The organism is Mycolicibacterium iranicum, from assembly GCF_002101705.1.
GTDB lineage: Bacteria > Actinomycetota > Actinomycetes > Mycobacteriales > Mycobacteriaceae > Mycobacterium > Mycobacterium iranicum.
The window spans coordinates 157,781-175,076 of the sequence record NZ_LQPC01000029.1 but is presented as its reverse complement, the minus strand read 5'-3'; the positions used below and the strand labels follow the sequence as shown (position 1 = coordinate 175,076).

Annotated in this window: 14 protein-coding genes; 7 read left to right on the top strand and 7 right to left on the bottom strand. The window is 65.8% G+C overall.

Features of this window, described 5'->3' with window-relative positions; all coding sequences use genetic code 11:
- Window positions 1-79: 79 nt before the first annotated feature.
- A complete protein-coding gene (locus AWC12_RS13275; RefSeq protein WP_024446569.1) occupies window positions 80-1,096 on the bottom strand; it encodes a Rieske 2Fe-2S domain-containing protein in 1,017 nt (338 codons plus the stop codon).
- A gap of 80 nt (window positions 1,097-1,176) precedes the next feature.
- Here AWC12_RS13275 and AWC12_RS13270 point away from each other — a divergent pair, with 80 nt between their 5' ends.
- The 4 genes from AWC12_RS13270 to AWC12_RS13255 are packed head-to-tail and all read left to right on the top strand — an operon-like array spanning window position 1,177 to window position 5,390.
- Window positions 1,177-2,805 (top strand): flavin-containing monooxygenase, encoded by a 1,629-nt coding sequence (locus tag AWC12_RS13270; protein WP_024446570.1) that lies wholly within the window; start codon window positions 1,177-1,179, stop codon window positions 2,803-2,805.
- The gene (locus AWC12_RS13265; RefSeq protein WP_085174840.1) at window positions 2,802-3,923 is read left to right on the top strand and encodes an alpha/beta fold hydrolase; all 1,122 of its coding nucleotides are present in this window, start codon (window positions 2,802-2,804) and stop codon (window positions 3,921-3,923) included. The genes AWC12_RS13270 and AWC12_RS13265 overlap by 4 nt, the downstream gene beginning before the upstream one ends.
- A 55-nt stretch (window positions 3,924-3,978) precedes the next feature.
- Window positions 3,979-4,353, top strand: a complete 375-nt coding sequence (locus AWC12_RS13260; protein WP_024446572.1) for a nuclear transport factor 2 family protein — start codon at window positions 3,979-3,981, stop codon at window positions 4,351-4,353.
- A complete protein-coding gene (locus tag AWC12_RS13255; protein ID WP_085174838.1) occupies window positions 4,350-5,390 on the top strand; it encodes a TIGR03857 family LLM class F420-dependent oxidoreductase in 1,041 nt (346 codons plus the stop codon). The genes AWC12_RS13260 and AWC12_RS13255 overlap by 4 nt, the downstream gene beginning before the upstream one ends.
- Before the next feature lie 58 nt (window positions 5,391-5,448).
- Here AWC12_RS13255 and AWC12_RS13250 read toward each other — a convergent pair whose 3' ends face one another.
- Window positions 5,449-6,945, bottom strand: a complete 1,497-nt coding sequence (locus AWC12_RS13250) for an acyl-CoA carboxylase subunit beta (RefSeq protein WP_085174836.1) — start codon at window positions 6,943-6,945, stop codon at window positions 5,449-5,451.
- Between the two features lie 77 nt (window positions 6,946-7,022).
- On the opposite strand from AWC12_RS13250, the gene AWC12_RS13245 reads away from it, so the two are divergent.
- Window positions 7,023-8,063: an LLM class F420-dependent oxidoreductase gene (locus AWC12_RS13245; protein WP_085174834.1), complete on the top strand. Its 1,041-nt coding sequence runs from the start codon at window positions 7,023-7,025 to the stop codon at window positions 8,061-8,063.
- Window positions 8,060-9,298 (top strand): cytochrome P450, encoded by a 1,239-nt coding sequence (locus AWC12_RS13240; RefSeq protein ID WP_085174832.1) that lies wholly within the window; start codon window positions 8,060-8,062, stop codon window positions 9,296-9,298. Before AWC12_RS13245 ends, AWC12_RS13240 begins: the two co-directional genes overlap by 4 nt.
- Before the next feature lie 71 nt (window positions 9,299-9,369).
- On the opposite strand, the gene AWC12_RS13235 is transcribed toward AWC12_RS13240, so the two are convergent.
- The 5 genes from AWC12_RS13235 to AWC12_RS13215 form a co-directional block, all read right to left on the bottom strand.
- Window positions 9,370-10,653 (bottom strand): amidohydrolase family protein, encoded by a 1,284-nt coding sequence (locus AWC12_RS13235; RefSeq protein ID WP_085174830.1) that lies wholly within the window; start codon window positions 10,651-10,653, stop codon window positions 9,370-9,372.
- Between the two features lie 54 nt (window positions 10,654-10,707).
- Window positions 10,708-10,845, bottom strand: coding sequence for a CstA-like transporter-associated (seleno)protein (locus AWC12_RS13230; protein WP_412093733.1), 138 nt, complete (start codon window positions 10,843-10,845; stop codon window positions 10,708-10,710).
- The gene (locus AWC12_RS13225; RefSeq protein WP_085174828.1) at window positions 10,845-13,151 is read right to left on the bottom strand and encodes a carbon starvation CstA family protein; all 2,307 of its coding nucleotides are present in this window, start codon (window positions 13,149-13,151) and stop codon (window positions 10,845-10,847) included. The genes AWC12_RS13230 and AWC12_RS13225 overlap by 1 nt, the downstream gene beginning before the upstream one ends.
- Before the next feature lie 100 nt (window positions 13,152-13,251).
- The gene (locus AWC12_RS13220) at window positions 13,252-14,787 is read right to left on the bottom strand and encodes an ATP-dependent DNA ligase (RefSeq protein ID WP_085174826.1); all 1,536 of its coding nucleotides are present in this window, start codon (window positions 14,785-14,787) and stop codon (window positions 13,252-13,254) included.
- Between the two features lie 30 nt (window positions 14,788-14,817).
- A complete protein-coding gene (locus AWC12_RS13215; protein ID WP_085174824.1) occupies window positions 14,818-16,335 on the bottom strand; it encodes a molybdopterin-dependent oxidoreductase in 1,518 nt (505 codons plus the stop codon).
- Window positions 16,336-16,452: 117 nt separating this feature from the next.
- On the opposite strand from AWC12_RS13215, the gene AWC12_RS13210 reads away from it, so the two are divergent.
- On the top strand, window positions 16,453-17,220 hold the full coding sequence (locus tag AWC12_RS13210; protein WP_085174822.1) for an SDR family NAD(P)-dependent oxidoreductase: 768 nt from the start codon (window positions 16,453-16,455) through the stop codon (window positions 17,218-17,220).
- Window positions 17,221-17,296 lie beyond the last annotated feature (76 nt).

The window sequence follows — 17,296 nt, the reverse complement described above, 5'->3', positions numbered from 1 at the left end:
TTGTCTACTCATGATTCTCTGGACCACGCTGCGATCAGGGCGGTGTGCCCTGGCGCCGCCAATTCGGTGAGGGGAATCCTCATCGGTGGGCGACCGGGTCACCAGCCGGGGGTACCTCGTAGAACTGCTGTGCCCACTTGCGCAACGCCATGTACGGCCTGGCGTCGATCTTCGCCAGCGCGGGATGTTCGATGTACTTCTGATAGCGCCAGATATCGCAGTCCTCCCACACCGTCTTGAGAAACTGCCGTTCCACCTTGTCGATGAGCTCGGGTGGCGGTGCGTCGGAGGTCTCGCCAGGAAGCTTCGGCCACCAGATCGAATAGAACATGTCGGACACCTCGTCGTCGACGGGGGTACAGGCAAAGATGAGCCGGTGATTCGATGACCCTTCGAATGCGCTCATTGCGAAGCCCAGGCCCGAGAAATGGCTGTGGATGCGCAGCGCCATCTTGTCCGGGTCGTCGCTTCGGGCATCGGGCCAGCCGGTCAAGAATCGCCATTCTTCGTCGACGTTCTCCCAGTGCAAGCAGACCGGTGTCACCGACGCGCCATGCACGTAGCGGAAATGTGAACTGTCCGGACCGTTCTCGGCGACGATCTGCGGATGCACCGGGATGGCGTCGGCGCGACGGGAGAACTCGGGGTATGGCCGGTAGTAGGCGTTCGCGTCGGTCTCGAACTGGGGGAATTTGTGAAAGATGTCGGGCAATTCCCACTGCGGCTCCTTGCCGTGCGGCTGGTACCACATGAAGACGCAGCCGTACTGCTCCTTCACTGGATACGACCGAAGCGTCAGTCCGCGGTTGGGGCGGTCGGGTTGGTACGGGATGTAGGTGTTGGAACCGTCGGGACCCCACCGCCACCCGTGGAACGGGCACTCGACGCAGTCGCCGACGACGGTGCCGCCGTGGCCGATGTGGGCGCCGAGGTGTTTGCAGTGCGCCTCCAGGACGTGCAGTGCGCCCGACTCGTCGCGGTAGGCGGCGAGGTCTTCCCCGAAGTACTTGAGCGCCTTCACATCGCCGATCTCGAACTCCGCCGACCACCCGATCATGAACCATCCCGTGACTTTCCAGGTGAACGGAACTTTCATGACGTCTCCTCGGATCCGACCACACAGTCCTGTGGACATGGATACTGTAACAGCGACAGTATTGCGGGCCCGGAGGAACAGTGACGATCGAACGTGACCCCACACGCTATGACGCGATCGTCGTCGGTGCAGGTTTCTCCGGCCTCTACGCGCTGCATCACCTTCGTGAACTCGGGCTCCGGGTCCGGGTGCTGGAGAAGGCGCGCAACGTTGGAGGGACGTGGCTGTACAACCGCTATCCGGGTGCGCGGTGCGACATCGAGAGCATCGAGTACTCGTACAGCTTCGCTGAGGCCATCCAGCAGGAGTGGGTGTGGACCGAGACCATGCCCGCCCAGCCCGAGATCGAGGCGTACCTCAACTTCGTCGCCGACCGGCTGGACCTGCGTCGCGACATCTCGTTCGGGACGAACGTCGCCGCGATGATCTTCGACGAGGACGCATCGGAGTGGACCGTGACGACAGATGCCGGCGACTCGTTCGTCGCGCCGTTCGTCGTCGCGGCCACCGGAATCCTGTCAGTACCGCTCGAGCCGACGATCCCGGGTATGGACGCGTTCACCGGCACCTCGCTGTTCACGAGTCGATGGCCCGAAGGCGGTATCGACCTGACCGGTCTACGGGTCGGCGTGATCGGAACCGGGTCCACCGGTGTCCAGTTGATTCCGGTCGTCGCCCGGGAGGCCGCGCACCTCACGGTGTTCCAGCGGTCACCGGCCTACACGTTGCCGTGGAAAGTTCGCCGGTTCGAGCCCGGGGAACTCGACGACCTCAAGGCCCGCTATCCGGAGATCCGCGCCGCGCAGCGTGAGCACCCTGTCGGTGCGGCACGGCTGAGCGCGTTCTCTGTCCTGCTCGAGATGCTCGCCAAACCGCCGCTGAAGTCGGCCTCGCGGGAAGAACGGACCCGCGCCGTCGAGGAGGGTGGCGTCATGGGCGCGCTCAACTGGGGTGACCTGTTCTTCGACATCGAAGCCAACCGGATGGCGGCCGAACTCTACGGCGAGGCGATCGCGCGGATCGTCGAAAACCCTGACACAGCAAGGGCGCTGACGCCGAGCCACCCGTTCGCCTGCAAACGACCGATCATCGACCAGGGGTACTTCGAGACCTACAACCGCGACAGCGTGACCCTGGTCGATCTGCGCTCCGACCCGATCGTCTCCGTGCGCGCCGCGGGTATCGAGACTCAGGGGGGCCTGCATGAACTCGACGTGATCGTGTACGCCACGGGATTCGATGCCATGACCGGGGCGTTGAGCCGCATCGATATCCGCGGTCGCGACGGTCTGTCGTTGGGTGACTTCTGGGCGGCGGAGGGACCGTTGAGCTACCTCGGGCTGGCTGTGGCGGGCTTCCCGAACCTGTTCACTATTCAGGGTCCCGGAAGTCCCTCTGCTGCATCAAATTTCGTCGCCGCACTGGAACAGAACGTGGAATGGATCGGCTCCTGCATCGACCATCTCCGCCAACACGGCCACCGGACCATCGAAGCGCTACCGGAGGCGCAGCGCGAATGGATCGAGCAGGCCACCGCACTGGTGGCACCGACCGTCCTGGTCCATCCGTCGTGCAACTCCTGGTACAACGGCGGCAACGTGCCAGGCAAGAAGCGCACGTACATGGGCTATACCGCCGGAATCCCCGAGTATCGGCGGCGATGCGACGAGATCGCCGCGGGCGGCTACACGGGGTTCAAGCTCGCGTGAGAACCACCGAGCGAATCTGGCGCATCGGCACCGATTTCGCGGGTGTGCTACCGCGTGCGCACCGTGCGGTTTCGGCATCGGGGGATTGGAATGCGTTCTCGTGGAGCGACCTTCGCCGGCTGGGTGAGGTCACGCTGGACGAACTGGCTCTGACGGGCATGACGCTGACGGCGCCCCCGCCGAAGCTGGAGCGTTCGCCGGGCTCGTGCGCGCCGGCGGCATCCGAGCTGTCCGCCCTCGGCGTCGCGGGCGCGAATGCCGCCCCCGATCCCGTGCGGGTGAACTCGCTGCAGCGGCGTCGGTTCGGACATCGCAGCTACGAGCAGATGACGTTCGACCACGACCCCCACCTCCCGGAGTCGCTGGTGCGTGCCGGATTCGGGGGGCCGGCGACCGCCGTCGTGCACCTGTGCCGGGCAGGTGACGATCGGCGTCCCTGGCTGGTGTGGGTGCACGGCGCCGGACAGGGGCAGCCCATCGACCTGCTGTTCGCCAGGGCGCGACGCATCCAGGAGGGCCTCGGAGTCAACGTCGCCCTGCCGGTCCAGCCGGGCTGCGGTGTCCGGGGCCAGACGTGGCCGGCGTATCCCACGATGGATCCGCTGGCCAACGTCGCCGGAATGATGCGCGTGGTGTCGGAGGTGCGGGCACTGGTGCAGTGGTTGCGGCCACAGGCCACGACGGTTGCCGTTGCCGGGGTGTCGATGGGAAGCCCTGTCGCGGGGTTGGTTTCGCATCTGGAGCCGGTCGACGCCGTCGCGGTGTTCACGCCGATCTCCGGACTCAATGCCATGATCGCCACGCACCTGGGCCGCTGGGGCCCTTCGGTCGACGAGACCGTCGCACTCCTGCGCTCTGATGTCGTCGAACAAATGATGTCCGCGCTCGACTACCAATCGGTCGAACCGACGGCGCCGACCGAGCGGCGGCTGATCGTCGGCGCGTCACACGACCAGATGGCCGGCCGCGAACCGGCCGAGGTGCTCCATGAACGCTGGGGCGGCGAGCTGCACTGGCACCGCGGCAGCCACGTCGGGCATCTTTTCGCCCCGTCCGTGCAAAGAGCCTCAGAGCGGCTTCTCAGCTCGATGGGTCAGGATCGGACCCGCAGTCGCTGATGAGCGCGGCGGCCATGATCCACTGGTAGGCGATCGACCCGACGGAGGTGTTCTCGTGACGCGTTCCGCCCGCGAGGTGGTGGAGCAGTACAACTTGATCGTGTGGAACGAGCGTGACTTCGCCCTGGCCGACGAACTGCTCGGTGAACGCGTCATCCGCCACGACGTGGGGGAGTCCACGACGCTGACGCACGAGCAGGCCGTCGCACGCGTGGTCGATCACTGGGACATGTTCGAGTCCATTCGCTTCGACCTCAACCTCGTGGTCGCCGGCGACGACGGGGAACACGTCGCGATCGTGTACCAGTCACCGATGAGGCTCAAGGACGGTACCGAGACCACCGTGGCGAGTATGGAGATCTTCCGTGTGGTCGATGGCAGGATCACCGAAGTCTGGAATTGCGGCTACAAGCAAGGGATCTGGTCATGACGCGCACCTTGGACGAACTGGGCTTCTACCTGCTGGCGGGTGCCGGCGGTGAGGGGCCCGCCATCCTGATGGACGAGGCCCGCCGTGGCGAGGAGCTCGGCTTCGGCACCGGTTTCATCTCCGAACGCTGGAACGTCAAGGAAGCTTCGTCGCTGACCGGTGCCGCGCTGGCGGTGACCAGCCGCATGCAGATCGCGACCGCGGCGACCAACCACAACACGCGTCACCCCCTGATCACCGGATCGTGGGCGACAACCATGCACCGGCTCTCCGGGGGCCGGTTCACGCTGGGGTTGGGCCGCGGAATCGCGGCGATGTACCACGCCTTCGGCGTGCCCGCGGTGACCACCGCGCAGATGGAGGATTTCGCGCAGGTGATGCGCAGACTCTGGCACGGCGAGCTGATCTTCAACCACGACGGTCCGATCGGCAAGTATCAGGTGCTGTTCCTCGATCCCGAGTTCCGCGAAGACATCCGGCTGGCGATCGTCGCGTTCGGTCCCCAGACGCTCGCGCTGGGTGGGCGTGAGTTCGACGACGTCATCCTGCACACCTACTTCACACCGGAAACCCTGCAGCGCGCCGTCAAGACGGTCAAGGACGCTGCCGAGCAGGCCGGCCGCGATCCGGCATCGGTTCGGGTGTGGTCGTGCTTTGCCACGGTCGGCGATCACCTGCCCGAAGAGCTGCGGCTGAAGAAGACCGTTGCCCGGCTGGCCACCTACCTGCAGGGCTACGGTGATCTTCTGGTGAACACCAACGGCTGGGATCCTGCGGTCTTGCAACGGTTCCGGGATGACACGGTGGTGCAGTCGATTCCCGGCGGCATCGACCACAAGGCCACCGCCGAGCAGATCGAGCACATCGCGACGCTCATCCCTGACGAGTGGTTGGAGCCCTCGGCGACCGGGTCGGCGCAGCAGTGCGTGGACCGCGTGCGCAAGGAATTCGACTACGGCGCCGACGCGGTCATCATGCACGGCGCCACACCCGACGAACTCGAACCGATCATCACCGCCTACCGCGCCAGCGCGTAGTGATTTCGGCGTGCTGAGTCGCGCGGAGCGCGACCAGACACGTCGAAATCGCGAGGGGCTAGGGGGTGATGGTGGTTCGGGTCACCGGTTGTGCTGCCGCCTGGCGGCTGTAGAGCCCTCGCTCCAGCGCATCGAGGAGTACGTCGCGGGTCTCTTCCGGGTGGATGAGGTCGTCGAAGCCGAGGTGCCCGGCCGAGCGGAACGACGCGTCCACCTCGGCCTGGCGTAGCTTGGCCTCGATGTCCTCCGTGGCGTGTGAGGCCTTGCTCAATGCGGCCGCACTCATCGCGCCCATCGTGGCGCCCGGGTAGGCGAAGGTCGCGCTCTGATTGTCGAATCCGAGCAGCGACATCACCATCGAGCCGAACCCGTATGCCTTGCGCAGCGTCACATGCAGCTTCAGTGTCGTCGCCGCGGTCTGAGCCGCGAACATCCGTGCACCGCTGCGCAACACGCCGGTCTTCTCGGAGCGGCTGCCCGGCAGCATCCCCGGGTTGTCGGCAAGGAACACGATCGGCAGGTGGAACGCGTCGGCGACCATGATGAAATGCGCTGCCTTGTCCGCGGCGTCGGCGTCGATGGACCCTGCGAGCACCTTGGGCTGGTTGGCCACCACCGCTACCGGATGGCCGCCGAGATGCGCGAGCGCGGTGATCATCGCCGGCCCGAACTTCGGTTGCACCTCGAACCAGTCGGTGTCGTCGAACACGACGTCGAGGACCGCGCGCATGTCGTAGACCTGGCGGTTGCCCCGCGGCACGATCTCCAGCAGCTCCGGCGTCGACCGGCGTCCCGTGGCCTCGCTCGCCGGAGCCGACGCCGGATACGACCATGCGCTCAGCGGGAAGTAGGACAGGTAGCGCCGGATATCGTCGAGCACCGCGGCGTCGTCCTGGCCGAGGTTGTGGATCACCCCGCTGGCCAGCGCGACGGCGGGCCCGCCAAGGTCCTCCTTCGAAATCTCCTCGCCGGTGGACTCTTTGACCACGGGCGGTCCTGCCGTGAAGATCGCGCCCTGGGTCGTCATGATCGTCCAGTCGCAGACCGGGGCGACAAGTGCGCCGTGCCCCGCGGAGGGTCCGAACAGTCCGCTGACGGTCGGCACCTTTCCCGAGCACTGGGCCTGCGCCAGCAGATCGGTGGGGGTGCGGCCATAGTGCTCGCCGCTGGGCCGGAAACCGGCGCCCTCCAACAGCATCACCATCGGAACACGATCCCGCAGCGCGAGTTCGGCAAGCCGGTACCGCTTGGCGTTGCCGCCAGGGCCGATACTGCCCGCGAGTGTGGTGAAGTCCTCTGCGCCGACCATCACGGGCCTGCCGTCGATGAGGCCGGAACCGGCGACGATTCCGTCGGCCGCGATGTCCCCGCCGACAAGCGTGCCGAATTCGCGGAAGGAGCCCTTGTCCAGCAGGTGGGCAATCCGGGCGCGCGCGTCGAGCTTTCCCTTGCCGTGATGCTTGGCGAGCCGTTGGTCGCCTCCCATGCTTCGGGAATGGTCGCGACGGCGGTTCAACTCGTCGAGTGTTTCCGCCCAATCCTCGGCCTTGGCCATGCGCAGACTCCTGTCCTCAACGGCGCGCCACGTGCAACGTTGACCATACTGAATCGCTTACTGTAGCTTCATCCACCATGGGTGCGGACGGCGGCCTCAAGGTCGACGCTGCCGTCGTCAGTCGACTGTCACACGTTCCCGCCGCCGCGGAGACGCTCGAACGCCGGGGCTACGACGGTTGCTGGACGGCGGAGATCAATCACGACCCCTTCCTGCCATTGGCACTGGCTGCAGAGCACACCAGTCGCATCCAACTGGGCACCAGCATCGCGGTGGCCTTCGCGCGCAACCCGATGACCGTGGCGCAGATCGGCTGGGATCTCCAGGAATACTCCGAGGGCCGGCTGCTGCTGGGGCTTGGCTCGCAGATCAAACCGCACATCGAGAAGCGGTTCAGCATGTCGTGGAGCAAGCCTGTCGCCCGAATGCGCGAGTTCGTGCTTGCGCTGCACGCTATCTGGGAATGTTGGCGCGACGGTACGCGTCTGGCATTCGACGGCGAGTTCTACACGCACACCCTGATGACGCCGATGTTCGTGCCGCAGCCGCACCCCCATGGCCACCCCAAAGTCTTCGTCGCCGCTGTGGGCGACCGGATGACCGAGATGTGCGGTGAGGTTGCCGACGGCCTTATCGCCCATGCCTTCTCGACACAGCGATACTTCCGCGACGTCACCATTCCGACGCTGACGCGAGGGATCGAACGGGCCGGCAGGCAACGGCGCGACGTCGAGGTGGCCAGCCCGCTGTTCGTGGTGACCGGCCGCGACGAGGCCGAGCTCACGCAGAACGCCGTCGCGACCCGCAAGCAGATCGCCTTCTACGCCTCGACGCCCGCCTATCGTGGCGTGCTCGAACTGCACGGCTGGGGCGACCTGCAAACCGAATTGCACCGGCTCTCGCGCGAGGGGCAATGGGACGCGATGGGCTCGCTGATCGACGACACGATGCTTGCGGAATTCGCTGTCGTCGCCCCGCTCGACAGTGTAGTCCGCGCGATCCGGGGGCGGTGCGACGGGCTGATCGACCGAGTCCTCGTGGGCTTCCCGCCGTCTGTAGACGAAGCGACGGTGATGGATCTCGTTTCAGAGTTGCAACGTGAGGAGAGCAGCCCATGACCGTGCGAGTAGCCGACGAGGCGGGCAAGGTCTTCGCCGACCCGACCGCATACGCCGACGAACAGCGACTGCATGCGGCAATGCGACACCTGCGGGCCAACGCGCCCGTGTCGTGGGTCGACGCCGAGGGGTACAACCCGTTCTGGGCGATCACCAAGCACGCTGACATCATGGCCATCGAGCGTGACAACGCGACCTTCACCAACTCGCCGAGGCCGGTGCTCACCACGGCCGAGGGTGATGCGCAGCACGCGGCCATGGCGATCAGCACGCTGATCCACATGGACGACCCCCAGCATCGCAAGATCCGGGCGATCGGAGCCGACTGGTTCCGGCCGAAGGCCATGCGCGCGTTGAAGGTTCGCGTCGACGAGCTGGCCAAGTCGTTCGTCGACCAGATGGCCGACCGCGGCGGTGAGTGCGACTTCGTGCAGGAGGTGGCGGTCAACTTCCCCCTCTACGTCATCATGTCGCTGCTCGGCATCCCGGAGTCCGACTTCCCCCGCATGCTGACCTACACCCAGGAGCTGTTCGGCAACGACGACGCCGAACTGCAGCGCGGCGTGACGATGGAAGAGCGAGGGCTCGCGCTGTTCGACATGTTCACCTACTTCAACGACATCACCGCCGCGCGGCGCGCGCAGCCCACCGAGGACCTCGCATCGGCGATCGCCAACGCCCGCATCGACGGCGAACCGTTGTCCGACATAGACACGGTGTCCTACTACCTGATCGTGGCAACGGCAGGGCACGACACCACCAGCGCGACAATCTCCGGCGGGCTTCAGGCGCTGTGCGAGAACCCCGACCAGCTGCAGCGGCTCCAACAGAATCTGGAGCTGCTCCCGTTGGCGGTCGAGGAGATGATCCGCTGGGTCACCCCGGTCAAGGAGTTCATGCGAACCGCACAGCAGGACACCGTCATTCGAGACGTGCCCATTGGGGCGGGCGAGTCGGTGCTGCTGTCCTACCCGTCGGGAAATCGCGACGAGGACGTCTTCGCCGACCCGTTCCGGTTCGATGTCGGCAGAGATCCCAACAAACACGTGGCGTTCGGCTACGGCGTGCACTTCTGTTTGGGCGCGGCACTCGCGCGCATGGAGATCAACAGCTTTTACGCAGAGCTGCTGCCCCGGCTGAAGTCGGTGGAGCTCGCAGGCGCGCCCGAGCACACCGCGACGATTTTCGTCGGCGGGCTCAAACACCTCCCGATCCGTTACTCGCTGAGTGGCTGATCCCGCCGAAACTGCATTCCGCGTGACCATTTCGCGCGAAGTGCCGCGCGGAATGCAGTTTCGGCGGTTGATCAGTCGCCGGAGTTGCCGCGGGCCGCGGCATGCAGCGCGTCTCCGCGGGTGCCCTTCTCGTGGTGCGACAAGGCCCTGATCGAAACATCGTGACCCTCGGCGGCTTTGCGCAGCGCCCCGACGGTCGCCTGGTCCTTCGGAATGTGGGCGAAGGGGTCCCAGTGGTACCAGCGCATCGCGTTCTCGTAGGTCATCTTGTTGATCTCGTCATCGGTGACGTTGTGGGCTTTGAGGACCGCATCGAGTTCCTCAGGGGCATTGGGCCACATCGAATCCGAGTGCGGATAGTCGGCTTCCCAGCAGATGTTGTCGATGCCGATGTCGTTGCGCAGTGTGACCCCCACCGGGTCGGAGATGAAGCAGGTCAGGAAGTGCTCCCGGAACACCTCGGAGGGCTTCTGCTTCCCGAAATCCTGCCCCGTCCACGTCGAATGCATCTCGTAGGTGCGGTCGGCGCGTTCCAGGAAGTAGGGGATCCAGCCCGTGCCTCCTTCTGACAGCGCGATTTTGAGATCCGGATACTTCTTCACCGGTGCCGACCACAACAGATCAGCGGCGGCTTGCACGATGTTCATCGGCTGCAGGGTGATCATCACGTCCATCGGCGCGTCGGGGGCGGTGATGGCGAGCTTGCCCGACGAGCCGATGTGGACGTTCATGACCGTGTCGGTGTCGACGAGCGCCTCCCATACCGGCGTCCAGTAGTCGTCATGAAAGCTCGGATATCCCATGGCGGCCGGATTTTCCGAGAATGTCAGCGCGTGGACGCCGCGTTCGGCGTTGCGGCGGATCTCCTTTCCACACGCTTCGGCGTCCCAGATGACCGGGAGCGTCATCGGGATGAAGCGCGCCGGGTAGGCGCCGCACCACTCCTCGACATGCCAGTCGTTGTAGGCCTGAAGCAGGGCCAGCGAGAACGCCGGATCCTCGGTGGCGAACAGGCGTCCCGCGAAGCCGGGGAACGACGGGAAACAGATCGAGCCGAGGATGCCGCCGGCGTTCATGTCCTTGACCCGCTCGTCGACCTTCCAGCAGCCGGGCCGGATCTCGTCGAGCCCCTGAGGTTCGAGACCGTACTCCTCTTTGGGGCGGCCCGCCACCGCGTTCAACGCCACATTCGGGATGACCACGTCGCGGAATTGCCATGTGTCCGAGCCATCTTCGTTGTGCACCAGCCGCGGCGCCTCATCCAGGTACTTTTTCGGGAGGTGGTTTTTGAACATGTCGGGCGGCTCGACGACGTGGTCGTCAACGCTGATCAGGATCATGTCGTCTTTGTTCATGGCCCGTCCCGTTCTGTGGGTGCTTACCGTATGGCCAACAGTTTAGCGCGACGGTCAGCAGCAGCGGGCGCCCGGATTGGCGTCCGCCGCGGCGTGACGGTGCCGCCAGTACTCGCGTTCGGACATCGCCTCTTCTTCGGCGTGGGTCCTGGCGTGGTGCTCGAGGTAGCGCTGGTAGTGGTTGTCACCCATCAGTGACTTCCAGTACCACCCGACCTGACCGAGGGCCTGGCGTGCGCGTCCGTTTGTGAATCCCATTGTCTCTGCACCTCCTTCTCCGCCTTGGTCATCAACATGCCCGACGGGGCGAACATGCGTGACGGTACCGGGGCATCTTCGGCGAGAGGCGTTCCCGTGCCTCGAATGGCTCTGAGCGCCACCATGACTCCGGCCACGAAAACGACGACGACGAGTACGGCGAAGATGATCGACAGTGTGCCCTGGATGAAGGTATTGCGGATGACGGCGTCGAGCTGGCCGGCATCCTTGGCCGCCCCGAAGCTGGTCTGGCCCGCGTCCCTGGCGTTGCGGTATTGGAAGTGCTGAGTCCAGTACCCGACCTTCGGGTCTCCCGAGAAGATCTTCTGCCATGACGCCGTCATCGTGACGACGAGATCCCACAGCAGCGGAATCCCGGGTATCCACGCCCATTTCAGCAGTCCGCGTTTGATGATTACCACGGTCACCACCGTGAGCGCGATCGCGGCCAGCAGCTGGTTGGCGATGCCGAACAGCGGGAAGAGAGTGTTGATGCCACCGAGCGGGTCGGTGACGCCCATCAGCAAAATGGACCCCCACGCGGCAACAACGATGACGCTGCAGATCCACGCGCCGACGCGCCAGCTGGGGTTCTGCAACTTCTTGAGCGGTCCGCCGAGATTACCGAGACCGTCGGAGAGCATGAATCGCGCGACGCGGGTGCCCGCGTCGACAGTGGTCAGGATGAACAGGGCCTCGAACATGATCGCGAAGTGGTACCAGAACGCTTTGAGAGCTTCACCACCGAACACCTTGTGCAGGACTTCCGACATTCCGAAGGCCAGCGTCGGAGCACCGCCGGTTCGGGACACGATGGAACTCTCGCCGACGCCCTTGGCGGCATCGTCGATCTCCTGCGCGGTGATCGGGTCACCCGAGAGGCCGAGTCCGTTGACGTAGTCGGCGGCGCTCTGGGCAGTGGTTCCGGTCGACGCGGCCGGAGCGTTCATCGCGAAGTACAGATGCTGGTTGAGGATTGCCGCGGTGATCAACGCCATGATCGCGACGAACGACTCGGTCAGCATGCCGCCGTACCCGATGAGCCGCATCTGGCTTTCTTTTTCGAGCAGCTTCGGGGTGGTGCCAGACGAGATCAGTGAGTGGAAACCCGACAGCGCGCCGCACGCGATGGTGATGAACAGGAACGGGAACAGCGAACCCGCGAAGACCGGCCCCGTGCCGCTACTGGCGAACGACGAGATAGCGGGGGCTTCCATCACAGGGCGGGCCAACAGGATGCCGACCGCGAGTAACGCGATGGTGCCGACCTTCATGAACGTCGACAGGTAATCGCGCGGGGCGAGCAGCAGCCACACCGGCAGCACCGACGCCGCGAGGCCGTAGATGATGATGCACCACGACAGGGCCACCTTCGACAGCGTGAACCACTCGACACCCCAGGACGTTTCGGCCACCCAGCCGCCCGCCACGACCGCGAGCAGCAGCAGGGCCACGCCGATCAGCGAGACCTCGGAGACGCGGCCGGGCCGCAGGAAGCGCAGATACAGGCCCATGAAGATCGCGATCGGGATCGTCATCGCGATCGAGAAGACGCCCCACGGGCTCTCGGAGAGCGCGTTGACAACGACGAGCGCGAGCACCGCGAGCAGGATCACCATGATCACCAGCACGCCGACGATCGCCGCGACGCCGCCGACGACACCGAGCTCGTCGCGCGCCATCTGGCCCAGGGAACGGCCCCGGCGCCGCACCGAGATCGACAGCACCAGGTAGTCCTGCACGCATCCGGCGACGACGGCGCCGATGATGATCCAGATCGCGCCTGGCAGATAACCCATCTGGGTCGCCAGGACCGGACCGACGAGCGGTCCCGCCCCGGCGATCGCGGCGAAGTGGTGCCCGTAGAGCACCCGCCGGTCGGTGGGCATGTAGTCGGTGCCGTTCTCGAAAACCTCTGCCGGCGTGGCATTGTCGTCGCGCGGCTTGACGACCTTCATCTCGATCAGCCGCGCGTAGAACCGGAATCCGATCACGTAGGTGCAGAACGCGGCGATGACGAACCAGACCGCGTTGACTGTCTCGCCGCGGAACAAGGCGATCATCGCCCACGCGATCGCGCCGAGCACCGCGACGACCGCAAAAATGATCTTGTGTTTGGTGGTGATCGGCGAGCGGTCGATGATCGCCACCGGCGGCAGGTCTTTGTCCGTGCGTATATAGGTGATGTCGCCGTCGACCTCTTCGAATCGCTCCGATGACGCGGCGGTGGGTATGGCCATGATCGCTCAGTCTCTCCCTCGTCGGCTCGACTGTGTTTCCTGCCGTGTCCGATACTGTCATCGGACGTTCACAGGATGTGCAGAAACCCCGTACTAAGGGTCAATTGGCGCGCTCGTAGAGCGTTCGCACGGTGTCGATGGTGTCGGCCTCGGCGGCCGTTTTGTCGCCGCGATAGCGCAGCACCCTGGCGAACCGCAGCGCCATACCGCCGGGATAGCGCGTGGAAGTCTGCAATCCGTCGAACGCGATCTCGACGACCTGCTCCGGGCGGACCTTGACGACGTAACTGTCGGTCGGTCCGTCCGCGATCTCCAGAAACCTGTCGGTCTGCCAGGCCAGCATCTCGTCGGTCATGCCCTTGAACGTCTTGCCGAGCATCACGAAACCCCCGGTTTCGGGGTCGCGGGCGCCGAGATGAATGTTGGACAGCTTGCCCGTGCGTCGCCCAGAACCCCACTCGACCGCGAGTACCACGAGGTCGAGGGTGTGGACGGGCTTGACCTTCAGCCACCCGGCGCCACGCCGGCCGGCCTCATAAGGCGCTGTACGCGACTTCGCCATCACCCCTTCGTGGCCGGCGGCCAGCGTGGTGTCGAGAAAGGCTTGCGCGCGTTCGGAATCCGACGTGACCAGGCGGTCGACGCGCTGGGTGGCCGGCACGATCGCGTCGAGTTTGGCGATGCGGTCTGCCGCCGGGAGATCGAGCAGGTCGACGCCGTCGACGTGGAGGAGGTCGAAGAAGAACACCGACAGCTTCTGGTTATGTCCCTCCGAGATCCCGCCGCGTCGCCCGAATCGGCTCGCGGTGATCTGGAATCGGTGCGGACGCCCGTCGGCTCTCAACGCGATCGCCTCGGCGTCGGCGATGAGATCCGTGACCGGGAGCGCCAGGGACGCCTCGACCACCTCAGGCAGGCGCGCGGTGACGTCGTCGAGGCTGCGCGTGAAGATCGACACCGACTCGCCGCGGCGGTGAATCTGCACGCGGGCGCCGTCGAGCTTCGCCTCGAACATTGCGGTGCCGCCGAGCCGTTCCAGAGCGTCGGCGACGCCGGTCGCGGTCTGGGCCAGCATCGGCCCGACCGGCTTGCCCGCCTGCAGCGTGAACTGCTCGAGCGCGCTCTCTCCGCCCGCCAGCGCGGCGGCGGCCACCGCGGGCAGGTCACCGCCCAACATCGCGGCTCTGCGCACCGCGGCGGCAGGCAACTCGGCCGCTTTGGCGACAGCATCGGCCATCACGCCGATAAGCGCGCCCTGGCGCAGCTCCCCGCCGAGCAAGCGGCGCAGGAAGGTCTGCTCGACATCGGTCGCTGCGGCGAACAGCGCGGCGAGCAGTTCCGTGCGGCGTGCCTGCGAGCCCTTGCCCGTCGTACGGCCGATCTCACCGAACCTGGCGTCGATGTCGGCGACCATCAGCGACGGCTCGGCCGCAGGCTCCGGTACGGAGCGCAGCGATGCCCAGCCGACCCCGATCTGGCGCTGCGTGAGCTCACCCGACAGCCACGACACCACGACTCGTACGTCGTCCCCGTCGTCGGCCAGCCGCAGTACGTCGGCAATCCGGGCGATCTTCGCCAGGCGCGCTGACGTGGCCGCGACCTCGGCGGAGGTGCGGGCGACATCGATCAGCAGCACGTCACCACTTTGGCATGCGCCGCCGACATGTCACCTGACGGCGAAGGTGATGGAATGCCAGCCGGTTGCGCCGTCAGGGACAGGGTCGACCCGTTCCGAGGTCTGCGTGTAGCCGGAGTTGTCGGTGGCGCGGACCGTGATCTTGTGGAACCCGGTCTCGCGGGCCTCCCACGGGAAGCTCCACAACCGCCAGGTGTCCCCGGAGTAACTGTCGCCCAGCGCCGCCTGCTCCCATGGGCCGTCATCGATCTGTACCTCGACGTTGCGCACGCCGCGGTTCTGCGCCCACGCGACACCCCCGAACGTCACAGGTCCGAGTGCGACGTCCTCACCGCTGCGGGGAATGTCGATGCGCGACTCTGTCTTGATCGGACCTCGCGGCGACCAGCCCAGCCGCGTCCAGTACGCCTCCGCGCGGTCGAACCGAGTGAGCTCCAAGTCTGTGACCCACTTGGTCGCCGAGACGTATCCGTATAAGCCCGGCACCACCAGGCGGGCGGGGTACCCGTGTTCGATCGGCAGCGGCTCGCCGTTCATGCCGACCGCGAGCAGCGCGTCCTCGCCGGTGAGCGCCTCTACCGGGGTGCCTGCGGTCCATCCGTCGACAGACATCGACAGCACCATGTCGGCATCGGAGCGCACGCCGGCCTCGGCCAGGATGTCCTTGACCCGGTAACCGGTCCAGACCGCGTTCGAGATCAAGTCACCCCCAACGGGATTGGAGACACACGTCAGGGTCACCACTTTCTCGACGACCTCGAACCGGTCCAGGTCCTCGTAGCGGAGAATGACCTCTCGGTCGACCATGCCGTGGATTCGCAACTGCCAGTCCGTGCGGCTGAGCTGCGGTACCGACAACGCGGTGTCGATACGGTAGAAATCGTCGTTGCTCGTGACGAACGAGGGCAGCGCGACGCCTTGTGGCTGCACCGAATCCGGGATGGGCGGTGCCGGCGTGTCGATTCGGGGAAGTGCGAACGCGTCGCGGTCGCCTGCCACCGAGGACGTCAGCCGGCTGATCACGACACCGACGACACCGCTGGCCACGCCCACGCCGAGCAACCCGAGTGTCATGAGGGACAGTCGTCTGCCCGGGTCCGTGTCGCGTTCGTCTCGCTCCTCATCGAACCGGCCTGAGACCAGGAAGCGCAGGACCGCCACCCCACACGCCGCGCCGACCAGCGTGGGCACGATGTCGAGCAGGGTCGCCCCGGCGCGCGACAGCACCGCGGCGCACCCCACGCCGCCGGCCGCCACGATCGCCGTGCTGCCGATCGGTCTGCGTTTGGACTCGGCCATCCCCGCCAGCGCGGCGATCACGGCAATCGTCAGGAGGACCATGACCGACAGGAAGAGCTTGTCCGCGGTGCCGAACGTGTCGATGGCCCACTCTTTGACGGGGCCTGGGGTTAGTTCGATGACCGATGAGCCGACCGCGGTGCGTACGTCGGCTTCGGGACCGAAGGCGGCGCCTACCAGCTGGGCCACGCCGACGGCCACCGCTGCCGCGGCGACGCCGCCCATCGCCTTGGCACCGAGAGTCGTCATACCGCCCAAGTTACCGGTGTGGATAACCCGAAATCCTTACCGAAAGATGTCATCGGCTAGGTTGCATGTGGGCTTTACAGATCGTCCATGTATTGGAAAGTTGGCGAAAGGGAGTAGATGGAGATCGAGGGCAAGAAGGCCATCGTCGTCGGTGGTGCGTCAGGCTTTGGGCGGGCGACCGCGGAGGCTTTGGCCAAGCGCGGCGCGAGCGTGGCCATCCTGGACCGTCCGCAGTCCAAGGGCAAGGAAGTCGCCGATCAGATCGGTGGCACATTCCACGAGGTCGACATCACCGACTTCGACGGCGCAGAATCCGTGATCAACGCCGCGGTCGAGGGTCTCGGTGGGCTGCACATCGCCGTCACCACCGCCGGTGGCGGCATTGCTGAGCGCACCGTCAAGAAGGACGGGCCGCACAGCCTGGACTCTTTCCGCAAGAGCATCGACTTGAATCTGATCGGCACCTTCAACGTCAGCAGATTGGCTGCGTGGCACATGTCGAAGAACGACCCGGTCGATGACGAGGCCGAGGAGCGAGGTGTCATCATCAACACGGCGTCGATCGCGGCGTTCGAAGGCCAGATCGGTCAGCTGGCCTACACGGCCTCCAAGGCGGCCATCGCCGGCATGTGCCTGACCATGGCTCGCGATTTGGGCAGCCTCGGCATCCGTGCGCTCGCGATCGCCCCGAGCTTGTTCGCCACCGGCCTCACCGAAGGTATCCCGGACGAGTACGCCACCGTGCTCACCAAGGATGCGGCGTTCCCCAAGCGCCTCGGCAAGCCCGAGGAGTACGCCAAGCTGGCGATCGCGATCGTCGAGAATCCGATGCTCAACGGCCAGTGTCTGCGACTGGACGCCGGGCAGCGCTTCGCCCCCAAGTAGCGGTGATCGGGCGCGCCGAGCGACGCAATGCGTCCGGGGGCGCGCCCGATTCCATGTTTGGCGAGGGTGTGCAGCC

Excerpts from the sequence above, each read along its gene's own strand:
- AWC12_RS13230 (WP_412093733.1), bottom strand. The coding sequence starts at position 10,845 with ATGGGTGACAACCACTACCAGCGCTACCTCGAGCACCACGCCAGGACC.
- AWC12_RS13210 (WP_085174822.1), top strand. The coding sequence starts at position 16,453 with ATGGAGATCGAGGGCAAGAAGGCCATCGTCGTCGGTGGTGCGTCAGGC.
- AWC12_RS13235 (WP_085174830.1), bottom strand. The coding sequence starts at position 10,653 with ATGAACAAAGACGACATGATCCTGATCAGCGTTGACGACCACGTCGTC.
- AWC12_RS13250 (WP_085174836.1), bottom strand. The coding sequence starts at position 6,945 with ATGGCCAAGGCCGAGGATTGGGCGGAAACACTCGACGAGTTGAACCGC.
- AWC12_RS13215 (WP_085174824.1), bottom strand. The coding sequence starts at position 16,335 with ATGACGACTCTCGGTGCCAAGGCGATGGGCGGCGTCGCCGCGGCAGCG.
- AWC12_RS13245 (WP_085174834.1), top strand. The coding sequence starts at position 7,023 with ATGGGTGCGGACGGCGGCCTCAAGGTCGACGCTGCCGTCGTCAGTCGA.
- AWC12_RS13275 (WP_024446569.1), bottom strand. The coding sequence starts at position 1,096 with ATGAAAGTTCCGTTCACCTGGAAAGTCACGGGATGGTTCATGATCGGG.
- AWC12_RS13240 (WP_085174832.1), top strand. The coding sequence starts at position 8,060 with ATGACCGTGCGAGTAGCCGACGAGGCGGGCAAGGTCTTCGCCGACCCG.
- AWC12_RS13225 (WP_085174828.1), bottom strand. The coding sequence starts at position 13,151 with ATGGCCATACCCACCGCCGCGTCATCGGAGCGATTCGAAGAGGTCGAC.
- AWC12_RS13255 (WP_085174838.1), top strand. The coding sequence starts at position 4,350 with ATGACGCGCACCTTGGACGAACTGGGCTTCTACCTGCTGGCGGGTGCC.